This window comes from Streptomyces sp. TRM49041 (assembly GCF_008271805.1).
Classification (GTDB): domain Bacteria; phylum Actinomycetota; class Actinomycetes; order Streptomycetales; family Streptomycetaceae; genus Streptomyces.
Window position 1 is genome coordinate 35,728 of record NZ_VSRY01000057.1, and the last position, 16,031, is coordinate 51,758.

Below are 16,031 nucleotides of genomic sequence, written 5' to 3' on the forward strand. Positions count from 1 at the left end.
ACCGACACCTCTGCCGGGCGCCGCCTGCCCGGGCCCGGTGCTCAGCGCGCCGGCCGGTCCCGCCCCGGTCGCGTCAGGCGAGGGTGGTGGATTCGACGCGCTTCTTGAGGCCGGCCAGGGCTCGGTCGATGATCACCTTTTCGGCCTTGCGCTTGATCATGCCGAGCATGGGGATCTTGACGTCCACGGTGAGCTGGTAGGTGACCTCGGTGCGGGTGCCGTCGCCGAGTGGTGTGAGGGTGTAGGAGCCGTCGAGGCCGCGGAGCATCTGGGACTTGACGAGGGTCCAGCTCACCTCGTGCTCGCCGGTCCAGGTGTACGCCAGGGTGTGGTCGTCCTTGATCGCGCCCGCGTCGAGCAGCAGGCGGACCTGTTCGGCGCGGCCGGAGTCGTCCTTGGCGAGGACCTCGGCCTCCTTGACCTCGCCCGTCCACTCCGGGTAGCGCGCGAAGTCGGCGATCACTCCCATGACCTCGACCGGTGCCGCCTCGATCGTGATGCTCGAACTGGTGTGTTCCGCCATCGCTGTGGCTCCTCCGGAGGGCTCGATACGTGGGGGAAGGCTATCGCGTGCCCCGTACCTCACCATTCCAGGGCCCAGGGCGTCCCGGCCGCCGCGAAGTGGCCCACGTTCACGCACTCCGTCGCGCCGACCCGCATGCGCCCCGCCAGCGGCTGGTGGACGTGGCCGAAGAGGGCGTAGCGGGGGCGGACCCGGTGGATGGCGTCGAGCAGGGCGCCGCTGCCCCGCTCGAAGCGGCGGGCCACCGTGTCGTATGTCAGCTCCGGCACGTCCGGTGGGATGTGCGAGCACAGGACGTCGACCTCGCCGAGCGCCTCGACCTTGGCCGCGTACTCCTCCTCGGGAATCTCGTACGGGGTGCGCATGGGTGAGGGGAGGCCACCGCCCACGAAGCCGAAGACGAGGCCGCCGATCTCGACACGCTCGCCGTCGAGGACCGTGGTGCCGGGTCGGACGTACTCGGGCCAGAGAGCGGGGACGTCCACGTTGCCGTAGGTGGCGTACGTGGGCGTCGGGAAGGCGGCGAACAGTTCGGCGTACTGGGTGCGGACGGCCGACTCGATGGCGGTGGCCCGGTCGACGCCCCGCCGGGCGAGCTCCGCCCAGAGGTCCCGGGCGAAGGCGCGCGCCTCCTCGAAGCGGCGGGCGGTGCGCAGGGCGACGATCCGGTCGGCGTTCCCGACGCCGAACAGGTCGGGGAAGATGCCGCGGGAGTGGTCCGCGTAGTCGAGGAAGAGCACCAGGTCACCGAGGCAGATCAGGGCGTCGGCGCCATCCCCGGCCTTGGCCAGGTCCTGGGCGTTCCCGTGCACGTCACTGACCACATGAACTCGCATGCCTCCCCACCTTACGGCCCGTCGCGGGGGGTTGGACCTGCGGTTACTTTCTAGTCGCGACACGAGTGGACTACTGTGCGCGAAGCAGTGCAAATGATGTGTGACGCAGAGAACATCTGGCCAGGACCCCCTATCGGGAACGGGTACTGGTGGGTAACGTCCGGGCAGTCCAGTCGTACTCACCCCACTGGGTACGTGCCCGTATTGGACCGCAAACCGGCGCATCACACAGAGCCGTGGCGTCGGCGCCCGATGAGGAGCAGCAGTCTTGCGCGAGTTCAGCCTTCCGGCCCTGTACGAGGTCCCCGCGGACGGCAATCTGACGGATCTGATCAGCCGCAATGCCGCTCAGCACCCAGACGTGGCCGTGATGGCCCGCAAGGTCGCTGACGCCTGGGTGGACGTCACCGCGACGCAGTTCCTCGCCGAGGTGCGGGCGACGGCCAAGGGCCTGATCGCCCAGGGCGTGCGGCCCGGCGACCGGGTCGCGCTGATCTCCCGCACCCGCTACGAGTGGGTGCAGTTCGACTTCGCCATCTGGAGCGCGGGCGCGGTGACCGTGCCGGTGTACGAGACGAGCTCGCCCGAGCAGATCCAGTGGATCCTCGGCGACTCGGGCGCGGTCGCGGCGATCGTGGAGAGCGGCACGCATGCCGAGTCGGTCGCGTCCGTGCGGGACGCGCTGCCGGCGCTGGAGCATGTGTGGCAGATCGAGGGCGGCGCGGTCGAGGAACTCACCGAGGCGGGCCGGGACGTCGCCGACGAGACGGTGGCCGCGCGGAGCGCGACCGCGAAGGCGGACGACATCGCGACGATCGTGTACACCTCGGGCACCACCGGCCGGCCCAAGGGCTGTGTGCTGACCCACCGGAACTTCTTCGCGGAGTGCGGCAACCTCGTGGAGCGGCTGAAGCCGCTTTTCGCGACGGGCCGGGCGTCCGTGCTGCTCTTCCTGCCCGCCGCCCACGTCTTCGGGCGGATGGTGGAGGTCGCGTCGGTGCTGGCGCCGATCCGGCTCGGCTGCGTGCCGGACATCAAGAACCTGACGGACGAGCTGGCGTCGTTCCGGCCGACACTGATCCTGGGCGTGCCCCGCGTCTTCGAGAAGGTCTACAACTCGGCGCGGGCGAAGGCCCACGCGGACGGCAAGGGCAAGATCTTCGACAAGGCCGCGCAGACGGCGATCGCGTACAGCCGGGCGAAGTCCACGCCGGGCGGTCCCTCGCTGGGACTGCGGCTGAAGCACAAGCTGTTCGACACGCTGGTGTACAGCAAGCTGCGCGCGGTGCTGGGCGGGCGCTGCGAGTTCGCCATCTCGGGCGGTGCGCCGCTGGGTGAGCGGCTCGGTCACTTCTACAGCGGCATCGGCTTCACGGTCCTGGAGGGTTACGGACTCACGGAGTCGTGCGCGGCGACCGCGTTCACCCCGTGGGACCGGCAGAAGATCGGCACTGTCGGGCAGCCGCTGCCGGGCTCCAAGGTGCGGATCGCCGACGACGGCGAGGTGCTGCTGCACGGCGAGCACGTCTTCAGGGGCTACTGGAACAACGAGGCCGCGACGGCCGAGGCGCTGGCGGACGGCTGGTTCCACACGGGCGACATCGGCACGCTCGACGAGGACGGCTACCTGGCCATCACGGGCCGGAAGAAGGAGATCCTGGTCACCGCGGGCGGCAAGAACGTCGCTCCCGCGGTGATCGAGGACCGCATCCGCGGCCACGCCCTGGTCGCGGAGTGCATGGTCGTGGGCGACGGGCGGCCGTTCGTGGGCGCGCTGGTCACCCTGGACGAGGAGCTCCTGGCCCGGTGGGCCGCCGACCACGGCAAGCCGGCCGGTTCGACGGCGGCGTCGCTGCGCGAGGACCCGGAGCTGCTGGCCGAGGTGCAGCGGGCGGTGGACGACGGCAACTCCGCCGTCTCCAAGGCGGAATCGGTGCGGAAGTTCCGCATCCTGCCCTCCCAGTTCACCGAGGAGGCGGGCCACATCACGCCGTCCCTGAAGCTGAAGCGGAACGTGGTGGCGAAGGACTTCGCCGACGAGATCGAGGCGATCTACCGCGGCTAGGGATTGTCCGCGAGTGCGCGGTCCATGGTCCGCTCCGCGAGGGCCGTGATCGTGAGGAACGGATTGACACCGATGGAGCCCGGGACGAGGGCTCCATCGGTGACGTACACGCCGGGGGCGCCCCGTACTTCACCGTGGTCGTCGGTCGCGCGGCCCAGTACGCAGCCGCCGAGCGGGTGGTATGTGAAGTCGTCCGCGAAGGCCCTGTTCCCGCCGAAGAGGTCATGGCGGTAGACGGTGCCGTTCGCCGCGTTGACGCGGTCGAAGAGCCGCTTGGCGGCGGCGACGGAGACCTGGCTCTGCTCCCGCGTCCAGTTGAGGCGCGCCGTGTCGGTGGCGGCGTCGTAGGTGAACGTGCCGCGTTCGGGGTTGCGCGTGATGGCCAGGTAGAGGCTGATCCAGTGCTCCAGCCCGGTCGGCAGCGGGGCTATCTCGGCGAAGACCGGGTTGCCGGGATCGGCGCGGCCGTCGATGCCGAGGACGGGGATGGTCGACTGGTGCGCGCCGACCGTGTCCCAGAGGTGGTTGGCGCGGGCCGTCATGACGTTGCCGTTGGGCCCCCAGCCGGTGCCGATGTGTTCGCTCAGGCCGGGCAGGGCGCCGGTCTCACGGGCACGCAGCAGCAGCTCGGTGGTGCCGAGGCTGCCGGCGGCCAGGAACAGGCGCCGGCAGGAGAGCTCGCGGGTGGCGACGGTGCGGCCGGTGTGGTCTACGCGGTCGGCGGTGACGACGTATGTGCCGTCGGGCCGCGGGTGGACGGCGCGGGCGCGGTGGAGGGTCTCGATGGTGACGTTGCCGGTGCCGAGCGCGGCGGCGAGGTATGTACGGTCGAGGCTGCGCTTGCCGTGGTTGTTGCCGTAGATGACCTCGCCGGCCAGCGCCGACCGCTCGGCGGTGCCGTCCGCCTCGCGGCGCATGTGGCCGAAGTCGTACACGTTCGGTACGAAGGTCGTGGCGAGGCCGGCACGCGCGGCGTGGGCGCGGGAGACGCGGGCGTACCGGTACCACTCGGTCGTCTCGAACCAGCCGGGGTCGACGGTGTTGACACCGAGCGTGCGGCGGGCGCGCGGGAAGTAGGTGCCGTACAGGGTGTCGGCGTCGACGGACGGCAGCACCCGGGTGAGGTGGCCGCGGTCCGGGGTGACGGCCATGCCTCCGTTGACCAGGGAACCACCGCCGACGCCGCGGCCGACGTACACGGACATGGCGGGATGGTGGACGCGGTCGAGGACACCCGGGTAGGGGGTGATGTCCTTGTTGACGACGTCCAGCCAGAGGAACGTGGCGAGCGGCGCCTCGGTGCGGGTGCGGAACCACATGGACCGGTGGTCGGGGGTGGTCATGGGGCAGAAGATCCGGCCGTCGGGGCCGGGCCGGTTCCACAGGGCGCCCATTTCCAGGACGGTGGTGGGGATGCCCGCCTCGCCGAGCCGGAGCGCGGCCACGGCTCCGCCGTAGCCGGAGCCGATGACGAGCGCGGGCGTGTGGTCGGCGGCCAGGTCCCCGGCGGAGCGGGAGCCCACGCCGATACGTGTCAGGCCGAGCAGCGCGGCGGCCTGGAGGGCGCCGTACCCGATGAAGTGACGGCGCGTCAGATATGAGGTCATGGGCGCAGCATGGGCGGAGGCAGGCGTTCTGCCCATAGGGCGCGCACGACCGAAAACGCGCGGCGCCCGGTTCGGCGCCCGGCGCCTCCTACAGCAGCTTCTCCAGCCTCTCCGCCAGAAGGTCCCAGCGCCACTTCTCCTCGACCCACTGGCGGCCGCGCTCGCCCATGCGGCGGCGGAGATCGGGGTCCTGGAGCAGGGGGACGATCCGGTCGGCCGCCTCCTGCGGGGAGCCGCCCCGGACGACCCAGCCCGTCACACCGTCCAGGACCGCGTCCGGGGCGCCGCCCGAGTCGCCGGCGACCACCGGAAGGCCCGTCGCGGACGCCTCCAGGTACACGATGCCGAGTCCCTCGACGTCCAGGCCGCCGCGTCGCGTACGGCACGGCATCGCGAAGACGTCACCCGCTCCGTAGTGCGCGGGCAGCTCCCCCCACGGCACGGCTCCCGTGAACCGCACGGCACCGGCCACGCCCGTCTCGCGCGCGAGACGGTGCAGGTCCTTCTCGTACGGGCCGCCGCCCACGACCAGCAGAACGGCGTCCGGCACGGCGGCGAGGACCGCGGGCATGGCCCGGATCAGGGTGTCCTGCCCCTTGCGCGGCACCAGCCGGGAGACACACACCACGACCGGCCGGTCCGCGAGCCCCAGCCGGCCGCGCACCTCGTCGCCGCCCGAGCCGGGGTGGAAGGTCTTCTCGTCGACGCCCGGCGGCAGCTGCACCATGCGCGCGGCGGCCTCCGGGGTGAGCGCGGTGGCGATCCGCGAGCGCGTGTACTCGCCCAGGTATGTGAGGGTGTCCGTGCCCTCGCCGATGCGCCGCAGCAACCGCCGCGCGCCCGGCAGCTGGGCCCACCCGGCCTCATGACCGTGCGTCGTGGCGACCAGGCGCGTGGCACCCGCCCGGCGCAGCGCGGGCGCCATCAGCCCCAGCGGCGCCGCTGCCCCGAACCAGACCGACGTGCAGCCGTGCTCCCGCAGCAGCGCCGCCGCCCGCGCGGTCACCGCGGGCGTGGGCAGCAGCATCGTCGTACGGTCCCGGACGACCTGGAACGGCTGCTCCGCGTCGAACTTGGCGGTCGCCTCCGCGCCCTCGCGCCCGCGCTTCCACGTGGAGGCGTAGACGACGACGCGGTCGGGGTCCAGCCGGAGCGCCATGTTGTGCAGGAACGCCTGGATCCCACCGGGTCGCGGCGGGAAGTCGTTCGTTACGATCAGCGTCTTGTGCATCGTGGCCGACAGTACCGAACGGCCCGGCGGCACCGCTCGCGCACCCGTACCGCCCCAAAGTCGCATATCACCACGAAACCGGACGAGGTACCGATGACGAACACGAGCGGATCAAGGCTGCCGCTGGTCGCCTTCTGGCTGCTCAGCAGGGCTGTCCTCCTGCTCTACACCTTCAGGGTCGTCTTCGTGCCCGGACCGGACGTCACCACCGACGTGTCGGTGATCTACCACAACTGGTACGAGGTGCTGAGCGGCGGAACGTATCCGCTGGACGACGTCACCTGGCAGTACCCGCCGGCCGCCGCCTTCGCGATCCTCTCGCCCGGGCTGCTGCCGTTCCTGGAGTACGCGCACGCGTTCTTCGTCCTCGCGCTGGTCTGCGACGCGGCCGTGTTCGGTCTGCTGATGTACACGGGCGGGCGGCCCGGCAAGAGCTACGCGGGCGCCTGGGTGTGGCTCGCGGGCATCCCGCTGCTCGGCCCCACGGCGTACTCCCGCTACGACATCATGGTCACCGCCGTCGCCGTCACCGCGCTGCTCGCCGGTGTCCGCAACCCGCGCACGATGGGCGTCCTGACCGGCGTCGGCGCCCTGCTGAAGGTGTGGCCGGCGCTGCTGCTCGTGGGCACAATGCGCGGCCGGGTCACCCTCCGCTCATGGGCGGCCGCGGCCGCGTCGGGCGCCGCGGTGCTGGTGGCGTGTGTCCTCGCGGCACCGGGCGCGCTGGCGTTCCTGACCTTCCAGCGGGACCGGGGCACCGAGGTGGAGTCGCTGGGCTCGCTGGTCTTCCACGTGGCGCGGTACTTCGGCGCCTGGGACGGCGAGGTGCGGCTGAACTACGGGTCGGTGGAGTTCCTCGGCCCGTATGTGCCGCTGGTCAGCCAGGTGGCGCTGGCGCTGACGGTGCTGGCGTTCGGCTGGCTGCTGCTGTGGCGGGTGCGGGCACGGGAGTTCGCCACGACGACGCTGTGCGACTCGGCGTTCGTGGCGGTGCTGCTCTTCACGACGACGAGCCGGGTGATCAGCCCCCAGTACATGCTGTGGCTGGTGGGCCTCGCGGCGGTGTGCCTGGTGTGGCGGCGCAGCCGGATGCGGGTCGCGGCGACCCTGGTGCTGGTGGCGACGGGGGTGACGCTGCTGGAGTTCCCGATCTGGTTCTCGCACGTGGTGACCAGCGACGGGCTCGGCCTGACCCTGCTGTTCGTACGCAACGGGCTGCTGGTCGCGGCGTCGTTGGTGGCGGCCCGGGAGCTGTGGCGGCAGACGGTCACCGAGCCGCGGCTGCGTGCCGCGGGCGGGGCGGGTACGCAGATGCCGGCGCAGGCCGGTCAGCGGGACGGGGAGCTGCTCAACTCCTGACGGAGGTGCTCGCGCCAGTCTCGGGTGAAGTCGTCGGGCGTGGTGGAGAGCACGTCCCGGAACGCCCGTTGCGCGCCGGACACGCCGACCGCCCGGTAGAAGGCGATCAGCTTGTCCTCGCCCCACCGCCGGGCGATCAGCTCGCAGGCGAGCCAAGCGCCCTCGTACGCGCGCGCCACGGTGCCGGCGTCGCCGCCGAACGTGAAGTCGGCGTCGCGCGGGAGTGCGGCCGGCGGCTCGCCCGCGCGCACGGCCCGCCCCAGCTCGGGCGCGCCCTCGGCGGCCGTGCGGCCCGTGCCCCGGTACGCCACCCGGTCGGCGAACCCCTCGGAGAGCCACAGGGGCGTGGCCACGGAGGTGTGGGCCCGGGTGGCCACGTGGACGATCTCGTGGGCGAGGACGAAGCGCTGCCCGAAGTCGCCGAGGGTCCGGTACGCCTCCGGGTTGACGACGACCCGGTCGGCGGGGGTTCCGGCCGCTCCCCCGGCCTGGCCCTCGGCCGACGTGCCGGTTCCCTCTCCGGCGCTCACCCCGGCGCGATCATCGGCGCGGTCACCGGCGCGGTCACCGGCCCCTCCTCCGACGCGCCCCGTGGTCACCGCGGCGATGCCCCGGTAGGAGGCGGCCGGCTCCCCGAGCAGCGCGCTCATGCCCTCCAGCGACGGGGGCACCAGCACCACGGCCCGCCCGGCCCACGGCTCCGGCCACGCCTCCGCGACGGCCGGCACCGCCCGGTCGGCCACGGCGGCGACGTCCCGGAGCCACGCGGGGTCGTGGCCGACGCCGAGGACGAGGCTGCGTGCTCCCCGAACGACCTCCACCCGCCCCTGCTCCCAGATCCGGGGTGCCGCCCCGGCGGCGGCCCGGTCACCGGTCACCCGCCACGTCCCGTCCCGCCGGGCCAGGTCCAGCACCCGCTCCCCGGTGACGGCGCCGGAGTCGTACCCGTCGATGGTGTACCCGACCTCGGCCCGCACGCTGGCCCGGGCGCCCTCCCGCTGTGTGGCGAGGACGCGGTACGACCAGGAGCCGAGCGGCACGTCGCGCAGGTTGCCGAACTCCTTCGCGGCGGGGTCGTCCTCCGGCACGTCCTGGGCGAGCACGGCGGCGGCCCGTCGGTCCAGCGCGTCCTGGATCCCCCGGTCCACCGTGGGTGCGGGGCCCGCGCCCACGCATCCGGCGAGCAGCCCGAGCACTGCCAGAGCGCCCAGGCCGTGCCGTACCCGCCTCGCCGCTCCACGTCCCAGCATCACCACGCCACGATCGTAGGCGCACGGGAGCCGGAGCCGCGGCCCGTACGTTTGTGCCCGCCCTCCCCCGGTGGAAGGTCCGCCCGCGGCTGTATCCGGCCTCAGACGCGTGTGACCGCCGAGATGGGCATCATGCCGACCGGGTCGTAGCGGACCGCGGCGCCCGGGTACGGCGCGTGGACGACCTGGCCGTTGCCCATGTACATGGCCACGTGGCTCGCGTCCGAGCGGTAGGTGACGAGGTCACCGGGGCGGGCCTCGGACAGGGAGACATGACGGCCCGCGTTGCGCTGGCCCTGGGAGGTGCGGGGAAGCCCTACGCCCGCCTGGGCGTAGGACCACTGCATGAGCCCCGAGCAGTCGAAGCTGTTGGGCCCGTTCGCACCCCACACGTAGGGCCTGCCGACCGCCGAGCGGGCCGCCTGGACGGCGATGGCCGCCCGGGACGACGCGGCCTCGCCGGACACCGGCGGCAGGGAGCCGCCGTCGCGGCCGGAGCGGGAGGCGCGGTCGAGGGCGTCGCGCTCCTCGGACGGCAGGGAGTTCAGCAGGGCCCGCGCCTCGGCGAGCTTCTTCTCGACGGCACGCTTGTGGCGGAGTACCTCGGCCCGGCTGCGTTCGAGCTCGGCGAGGGTGCGCGTGGCCTCGGCGCGCTCCTGGTTCAGCCGGCGCTGGGCCCGGCGGAGTTCGGCGAGGGCGCCGGCCTGCCGTTCGCTGATCCGGTCGAGTGCGGCGGCCTTGTCGAGGTACGTGTCGGGGTCCTCGGACAGCAGCAGCGCCAGCGACGGGTCGATGCCGCCCGACCGGTACTGCGCGCCGGCCACCGAGGCGAGCGCGCCGCGCATGCGGTTGATGCGCTCCTGGCCGCGCGCCACGCTGTCCTGGGCCGTGGCGACCTCCTCGCGCAGCCGGTCGGTGCGCTCGTCGGCCTTGTTGAAGCCCTCCGTCGCCTTCTCCGCCTCGGCGTAGAGACGGTCGACATGGGCGCGGGCGGTCTCGGCGGGGCCGGCCGGGTCGGCGCTCACCGGGGTGGCACCGAAGGCTGCCGCCGCCGTGGCCGCCGCGGCGGACAGAACGGTGACCTTGGCGCTCCGGTTGAGGCCCGGGTGTGAGGGACGGCGATGGGACGCCACGGACCGCGCTCCCTTCAGCTGTGCAAAGACTGCGGGCTGTTGCGCGGCCGACAGTAGCCGGGTGATCACGGCCCGGCCAAAGACCTCAGGATGCGCACAAAGGGACGCCCCGCCGGGAAACACAGGTCACCAGCGGGGCGGAGCGTCAGCTTCGGGGCGGGGAAATCCCCCGAACGGGCGGGCACGGCGGGCGGTTCGGCGGTCTGCCCGGCGTGCCGCGTATATCAGATGCCCGGGCTCAGATCCGGACGCCGAACTGGAACGTGCCCAGGTAGTTCATCGACTCGTACCGGACGACGGTGCCGGGCTTCGGCGCGTGCAGCACCGTGTTGTTGCCCGCGTACAGGCCGACGTGCGAGAGATTGTTGAAGAAGACGAGGTCGCCCGGCTTGAGCTGGCTGCGCCCGATCCTCACACCGTCGTTCTGCTGGGTGTACGTGGTGCGGGAGATGCTCACACCCGCCTGGCGGTAGGCCCACTGCGTCAGGCCGGAGCAGTCGTACGAGTTGGGGCCCTCGGCGCCGGACACGTACGGCTTGCCGACCTGTGTGGCGGCGGCGTTGAGCGCGGCGCCGCCGCGCTGCGAGGCGGGGACCTCGTTACCGAGGTTCACACGCTCGCCGGCGGCGCGGCTGGCGCGCTGCTCCTCCTCCTGCATCTTCCGCCGTTCCTCGGCGGTGAGCGTGTTGAGGAGCTTCTGCGCCTCGGCGAGCTTGGTCTGGAACTTCTTCTTCTTCTCGCCGAGCGTCTTGCGGATGTCCTCCAGGTCGCCGAGCTTCGCCGTGGCCTCGGCGCGCTGCTGGGCGAGGGTGCGCTGCTTGGCCTGGATGGTGGTGAGCGCCTCCGCCTGCTTGGCGGAGAGCTGGTCGACGGCGGACGCCTTGTCGAGGTAGTTGTCCGGGTCGGAGGAGAGGAAGAGCTGCAGCGAGGGGTCCATGCCGCCGTTGCGGTACTGGGCGCTGGCGACCGAACCGATGCCGTCGCGGAGGGCGTTGAGCTCCTCCTGGCCGCGGGCGACCTGGTCCTGGAGGGCGCTGATCTCCTTCTGGAGCTTCTCGCGGCGCTCGTCGGCCAGATTGAACTGCTCCGTGGCCTCCTCGGCCTCGTGGTGGAGCTTGTCGACCTTCTCCTTCACCTGCTCCTTGGTCGGCTGCGGCGCGGCCGAAGCGCTCTGGGAGGTAAGGGCGACGGCAGCGGCGGCGGTCGCGGTGAGCACGGTCACACGGGCGCGGCTCGGCTGCTTGGGTCGACGGTGGGACGCCACGGAGGCGAGCTCCTTCTTCCTCGAAGCCGCCTGCCGGGCCGACGGTCAACTGCCCCGGCTCCGTGCATCGCGTCCGGACATCCCCGCGAAGCACGTCCGAACTGCACGATTCAGGCGGTGCCTTCGCTGTCACCCCGGATGGGCGATCAACCGCGCGAAGGTTCGAGCCCAGACCCTAGTGACCAAGTTGTGATCAGTTCAAATCCTCATAGGAAAAATCTCGCCCGGCAGGCACTTTCTTTACTTCCGCCCCACACTGTGTCATGGGAAGTTGACGGTACGTTCCACGGCCGCACCACCAAACCGGGCATCCCGCCCAGGAGTTACGAGAGCCGCGAAAGCCGCTTCAGCAACATGACGGACGCGACCGGGCGGGCGCCGGACTTCGCGACACCGTCGGCGACTTCACGGTCGCTGGACACCACGACGACCGGCCGGCCGACGGGCTCGGCGCGGACCAGCTGGCGGATCAGCTCGTCGGCGGTCACGCCCGGCTTGGAGAAGAGCACCCGCACCCCGCGCGGCGGCGCCAGCAGCACCGGGGCGGCCAGCTCGGCCCCGTCGAAGACGCATGTGACCTCGGCGCCGGACCGGGCGGCCAGCGCGGCGAGCCCGCCCAGCAGCCGCAGCCGCTGCTTCTCCAGGGGCATCGTCGGGTAGCCGGTCTTGGTGACGTTGTAGCCGTCCACGACCAGATGGGCCTGCGGCAGGGCGAGGAGCTGGTCGAGGAGCGCCGGGTCGGTCTCGGACAGCGCTCGGGCGGCGATGTCCTTCGGCGACATCCGGCCCGGTTCCACGGCGTCGACGGAGTCCGCGGGCCGTACGGATACGGGCGGCAGGGCCAGTTCCCGGCGGATACCCTGGGCGGCCTCCAGGACGGTGTCCAGCAGCAGCCGGAGCCGTACGTCCTCCACGGACCGGCCCTCGCGGGCGGCCCGGCGGCTGGCCTCCAGGGCCGCCTCCGTCTCGCCGAGCCGCGCCTTGAGGCGGCGCGACTCGCTCTCGGCCGCCGACACCCGGGCCGCGGCGTCCGCCTTGATGCCGTCGATCTCGGCGTTCGTACGGCGCAGAGCGGCCTCGCCGCGCTTCACGTCGCTCTGCGCGCTGCGCAGCTTCCGCTGAAGCGATTCGGCTTCCTTCCGTGCCGCCTCCAGCTCGGAGCGGAGCCGTTCGGTCTCCGACCTGGTGTGCGCGCGGGCCTCGGTGAGCTCCTCGCGCAGCCGCTCCAGTTCGCGGCGGCCCGCCTCGTCGGCGCGCTCGGCGTCCGCCCGCTGCACCTCCTCGCCGGCCGCGGAGACCAGCTTGACCCAGCCCGTGGGGCGCAGCACATACGCGGCGGCGGCCACATCGACCGGGTCCGCGGCCGCGGGGACCGAGCCGGACTCGACGGCTCCGGCCAGCTCCGGCTGGGCGGCCTTGAGGCGCTCGCCGATCCGCTGCCGGAACAGCGCGTCGCCCTCCAGGGCCGCCGCCATCGCGTTGCCCGCGAAGCGGGCCCGCCGGGACGGGGTGAACCGGGCGTACTGGCGCAGCTGGGCCGGCAGCTCGGCGACGGTCAGGCCGCCGAACGCGTCGGACACGAGCCCGACGACCCGGCGCCGCACCGCCTCGGGCAGCGGGCGGTCGAGCGCCTCGGCGGCGTCACCGGCCGCACCGGCCGACTCAGCGCCGCTTGCGGGCTGCGCCACGATCCGTCACCCCACTACCCGTCCGTTCTCACTCTGCCGGGCCGCCCGTCGCTCCGGGCCGCCGCTCAGGAGCCGGCGCCCGGCCTGTCCACCAGCTCGATCTGGTCCACCGCGTTGCACCAGCGGCAGCGGACCGATTCGATGGTCTCACTGACGACCTCGCGCTCCTCCACCGTCGGCTCGCCCGCCAGGTCCAGATGGACGTACTCGACGACCTTCGAAGAGCGCGTGACGTCGAAACGTGTCAGGTTGCCGCAGAGCGTGCAGCGCCAGCGGGTGTCGGCGGTCGGCTGGGGAACCGTCGTCATGGTGCCGTCCTTGTCGTGGTCCGGTCGTGCCAGATACTTCTCGCCGCGGTGCGCCGTCGAACCGCCGGTGCGCGGGGAGCGGCCCCGGCACGCCCGTAACCCTACGGCCTCGGAGGTCGCCCCTGCTCGGGCGGAGTGGGTGGCTCCGGGGAGGGTACCCGCGCCCCGGCGAGGCACTCTGTCCCGCTCGCACCCTTTACGTCATGATCTGTGCATGATCGATTGGCGGGGAGCGGTCCGAAGTGCCGTCACCGGGCCCTCCGTGACATACGGCGTCATCGGTGTGTGCGCGCTGGTCTTCGTGCTCGGCCCGGCCTCCGGGCTCACCACCTCGTACGGGCCCGGGGACGCGCTGGTCGCCGCCCAGAGCGGGTACTTCCGGCGCTGGGGTGTGATCCCGGAGGACCTGCTGAGCGGCTCTTCCTCGGCGCTGCTCACCCCTCTCAGCGCCCTGTTCGTGCACGGCAACTGGCTGCACCTGCTGGGCAACATGCTCTTCCTCTTCGTCTTCGGCGCGATGGCCGAGGAGCGGATGGGGCATGTGCGGTTCGCCCTCTTCTATGTGGGGTGCGGCTATCTCGCCCTGTTCGGGTACGCGCTGGCCCACTCGGGCAGCGGGCAGACGCTCGTGGGGGCGTCGGGCGCGATCTCGGGCGTGCTGGGCGCGTTCCTCTACCTCTTCCCCAAGGCCAGGGTGACCAGCCTGTTCCCCTTCCTGTTCTTCCTGCCGCTGCGCTTTCCGGCCTGGATCGTGCTGGTCTTCTGGTTCGTGCTGCAGTGGCTGGCTGCGCGCGGCGCGGGCAGCGGCCCCGGCGTCGCCTACCTGGCGCACCTGATCGGCTTCGGGCTGGGGTTCCTGTACGCGTGGGCGTGCTACCGGGGCATTAGAGTGAAGGCCCCAGCAGCGGCCACCGAGGGAGAGGGACAACCGTGATCACCGCGATCGTGCTCATCAAGACCAGCGTGGACCGCATCCCGGAGATCGCGGAGGCGATCGCCGCACTCGACAGTGTCAGCGAGGTCTTCTCCGTCACCGGCACCTACGACCTGGTCGCCATGGTGCGGGTGGCGAGCCATGACGACCTGGCGGACGTCATCCCCGGCCGGATCAGCAAGATCCCCGGCGTCGTGGCGACGGACACGCATGTCGCGTTCCGCACGTACTCGCAGCACGACCTGGAGGCGGCCTTCTCGATCGGCCTCGACGCCTAGCCAGGGCCCCAAATCACCCGTTCGGGTGATCCAGGCATCAGCCACGGTCGGGCACGCAGCGCCCGTCCTCCGTGCGGTAGCTCCACCGGGCGCCGTCGCGGACCAGCTCCCGCACGGCCCGGACGAACCGGTCGACGTGCTCGTCCGGCGTCCCCGCGCCGAAGCTGACCCGGATCGCGTTGAGGGACCGCTCCCCCGGCCCGGCCTCCGGCGCGCCGCACTCCCCCGGCTCCTGCGGGGCGCCGCCGAGCAGCGTCCGGACGAGCGGGTGGGCGCAGAACAGGCCGTCGCGGACACCGATGCCGTACTCGGCGGAGAGCGCCGCCGCGAAGTGCGAGCTGTTCCAGCCCTCGACGACGAACGAGATGACGCCGACGCGCGGGGCGTCGTCCCCGAAGAGCGACAGCACCCGCACCTCGGGCACGCCGGCGAGCCCCTCGCGGACGCGCGCGATCAGCTCCCGCTCACGGGCCACGAGCGCGTCGAACCCGGCCTCGGTGAGCGCGCGGCAGGCCGAGGCGATGGCGTGGGCACCGATGACGTTGGGCGAGCCGGCCTCGTGGCGGGCGGCCGTGGTGTGCCAGGTGACGTCCACCCCGCCGTCCGCCCGCCGGGCCACCGCGCGCGAGGCGCCGCCGCCCGCGAGGTACGGCTCGGCCTCCAGCAGCCAGTCCGCCCGCCCGGCGAGCACTCCGGCCCCGAACGGGGCGTACAGCTTGTGCCCCGAGAAGGCCACCCAGTCCACGTCCAGGGCGGCGATGTCCACCGGGTGGTGCGGCGCCAGCTGGGCGGCGTCCAGCACGATCCGCGCCCCGTGCGCGTGCGCGGCGGCGGCCAGCTCCCGTACGGGCCACAGCTCACCGGTCACGTTGGAGGCACCCGTCACGCACACCAGGGCCGGGCCGTAGGGGTCCCGGGCGGCCAGGGCACGCTCCAGCGTCTCCACGGCCCCGCCGGGCGTCCGGGGCGCGTTCAGGTACGTCACGCGGGCGTCCCGCCAGGGCAGCAGTGACGCGTGGTGCTCCGTCTCGAAGACGAACACCTCGCAGTTGTCCGGGAGTGCGCGGGCCAGGAGGTTCAGCGAGTCGGTCGTCGAGCGGGTGAACACCACCTCGTCGCCCCGCCGGCAGCCGAGGAACTCGGCGACGGTCCCGCGGCTGTTCTCGAAGAGGTCGGTGGAGAGCTGCGAGAGGTACCCGGCGCCCCGGTGCACGCTGCCGTAGTACGGCGCGTACGCGGCGACGTCGTCCCACACCCGCTGGAGCGCGGGGGCGCTGGCCGCGTAGTCGAGCGCGGCGTAGGTGACCTCACCACCGGTGACGAGCGGCACGGTCACGTCCCGCCCGAGAACGGGCAGCTGAACGGGGTTACAGGTGTCGGCGGTGAGGGCGTCGGCGGTGTCGGCTTCGGCGGTGTTCGGGTACGCGGACATGGCGGTATCTCCCGGCAGGACAAGGCGAATGGGGTGAAGGCCCGCAGGGCGGCGGAACGGCCGCGCCGTACACGGGTGTTGCCTCGACGCGCGACGACGACGCGTCACGCGGAGGACGAGAAG

14 protein-coding genes are annotated in these 16,031 nt (G+C 72.5%); 4 read left to right on the forward strand and 10 right to left on the reverse strand.

Going from position 1 to position 16,031, the window contains the following annotated elements:
- Positions 1–73: 73 nt before the first annotated feature.
- Entirely contained in the window at positions 74–523 is a 450-nt protein-coding gene (locus FVS66_RS02930) for an SRPBCC family protein (protein WP_149179372.1), read from the reverse strand.
- 59 nt (positions 524–582) lie between these two features.
- Complete coding sequence (locus FVS66_RS02935) at positions 583–1,359, reverse strand: metallophosphoesterase (protein WP_149179373.1); 777 nt, start codon at positions 1,357–1,359, stop codon at positions 583–585.
- Positions 1,360–1,627: 268 nt separating this feature from the next.
- Between FVS66_RS02935 and FVS66_RS02940 the strand changes: the two genes are divergently transcribed.
- The gene (locus FVS66_RS02940; RefSeq protein WP_149179374.1) at positions 1,628–3,424 is read left to right on the forward strand and encodes an AMP-dependent synthetase/ligase; all 1,797 of its coding nucleotides are present in this window, start codon (positions 1,628–1,630) and stop codon (positions 3,422–3,424) included.
- Here the strand turns inward: FVS66_RS02940 and FVS66_RS02945 are convergent.
- Both FVS66_RS02945 and FVS66_RS02950 read right to left on the reverse strand, forming a co-directional pair.
- Positions 3,421–5,031 (reverse strand): GMC oxidoreductase, encoded by a 1,611-nt coding sequence (locus tag FVS66_RS02945; RefSeq protein WP_149179375.1) that lies wholly within the window; start codon positions 5,029–5,031, stop codon positions 3,421–3,423. The two genes, FVS66_RS02940 and FVS66_RS02945, sit on opposite strands and share 4 nt — an antisense overlap.
- An 88-nt stretch (positions 5,032–5,119) precedes the next feature.
- Positions 5,120–6,262, reverse strand: coding sequence for a glycosyltransferase family 4 protein (locus FVS66_RS02950; protein ID WP_149179376.1), 1,143 nt, complete (start codon positions 6,260–6,262; stop codon positions 5,120–5,122).
- A 93-nt stretch (positions 6,263–6,355) separates the two neighbouring features.
- Here FVS66_RS02950 and FVS66_RS02955 point away from each other — a divergent pair, with 93 nt between their 5' ends.
- On the forward strand, positions 6,356–7,621 hold the full coding sequence (locus tag FVS66_RS02955; RefSeq protein WP_149179377.1) for a glycosyltransferase family 87 protein: 1,266 nt from the start codon (positions 6,356–6,358) through the stop codon (positions 7,619–7,621).
- Here the strand turns inward: FVS66_RS02955 and FVS66_RS02960 are convergent.
- From FVS66_RS02960 to FVS66_RS02980, 5 genes are all read right to left on the reverse strand, one after another.
- Positions 7,591–8,871: a hypothetical protein gene (locus FVS66_RS02960; RefSeq protein WP_149179420.1), complete on the reverse strand. Its 1,281-nt coding sequence runs from the start codon at positions 8,869–8,871 to the stop codon at positions 7,591–7,593. The two genes, FVS66_RS02955 and FVS66_RS02960, sit on opposite strands and share 31 nt — an antisense overlap.
- Positions 8,872–8,972: 101 nt before the next feature.
- On the reverse strand, positions 8,973–10,004 hold the full coding sequence (locus FVS66_RS02965; protein WP_149179378.1) for a C40 family peptidase: 1,032 nt from the start codon (positions 10,002–10,004) through the stop codon (positions 8,973–8,975).
- A 238-nt stretch (positions 10,005–10,242) separates the two neighbouring features.
- Positions 10,243–11,268, reverse strand: a complete 1,026-nt coding sequence (locus FVS66_RS02970) for a C40 family peptidase (protein ID WP_149179379.1) — start codon at positions 11,266–11,268, stop codon at positions 10,243–10,245.
- Between the two features lie 323 nt (positions 11,269–11,591).
- Entirely contained in the window at positions 11,592–12,956 is a 1,365-nt protein-coding gene (locus tag FVS66_RS02975) for an NYN domain-containing protein (RefSeq protein WP_149179380.1), read from the reverse strand.
- A gap of 65 nt (positions 12,957–13,021) precedes the next feature.
- Positions 13,022–13,264 carry a hypothetical protein gene (locus tag FVS66_RS02980; RefSeq protein ID WP_149179381.1) on the reverse strand — a complete coding sequence of 81 codons (243 nt, stop codon included), beginning with the start codon at positions 13,262–13,264 and terminating at the stop codon, positions 13,022–13,024.
- A 214-nt stretch (positions 13,265–13,478) separates the two neighbouring features.
- Between FVS66_RS02980 and FVS66_RS02985 the strand changes: the two genes are divergently transcribed.
- The gene (locus tag FVS66_RS02985) at positions 13,479–14,198 is read left to right on the forward strand and encodes a rhomboid family intramembrane serine protease (RefSeq protein WP_149179382.1); all 720 of its coding nucleotides are present in this window, start codon (positions 13,479–13,481) and stop codon (positions 14,196–14,198) included.
- Positions 14,195–14,476 (forward strand): Lrp/AsnC ligand binding domain-containing protein, encoded by a 282-nt coding sequence (locus FVS66_RS02990; RefSeq protein ID WP_149179383.1) that lies wholly within the window; start codon positions 14,195–14,197, stop codon positions 14,474–14,476. Before FVS66_RS02985 ends, FVS66_RS02990 begins: the two co-directional genes overlap by 4 nt.
- Before the next feature lie 37 nt (positions 14,477–14,513).
- On the opposite strand, the gene FVS66_RS02995 is transcribed toward FVS66_RS02990, so the two are convergent.
- On the reverse strand, positions 14,514–15,908 hold the full coding sequence (locus FVS66_RS02995; protein WP_262386778.1) for an aminotransferase class V-fold PLP-dependent enzyme: 1,395 nt from the start codon (positions 15,906–15,908) through the stop codon (positions 14,514–14,516).
- Positions 15,909–16,031: the final 123 nt, after the last annotated feature.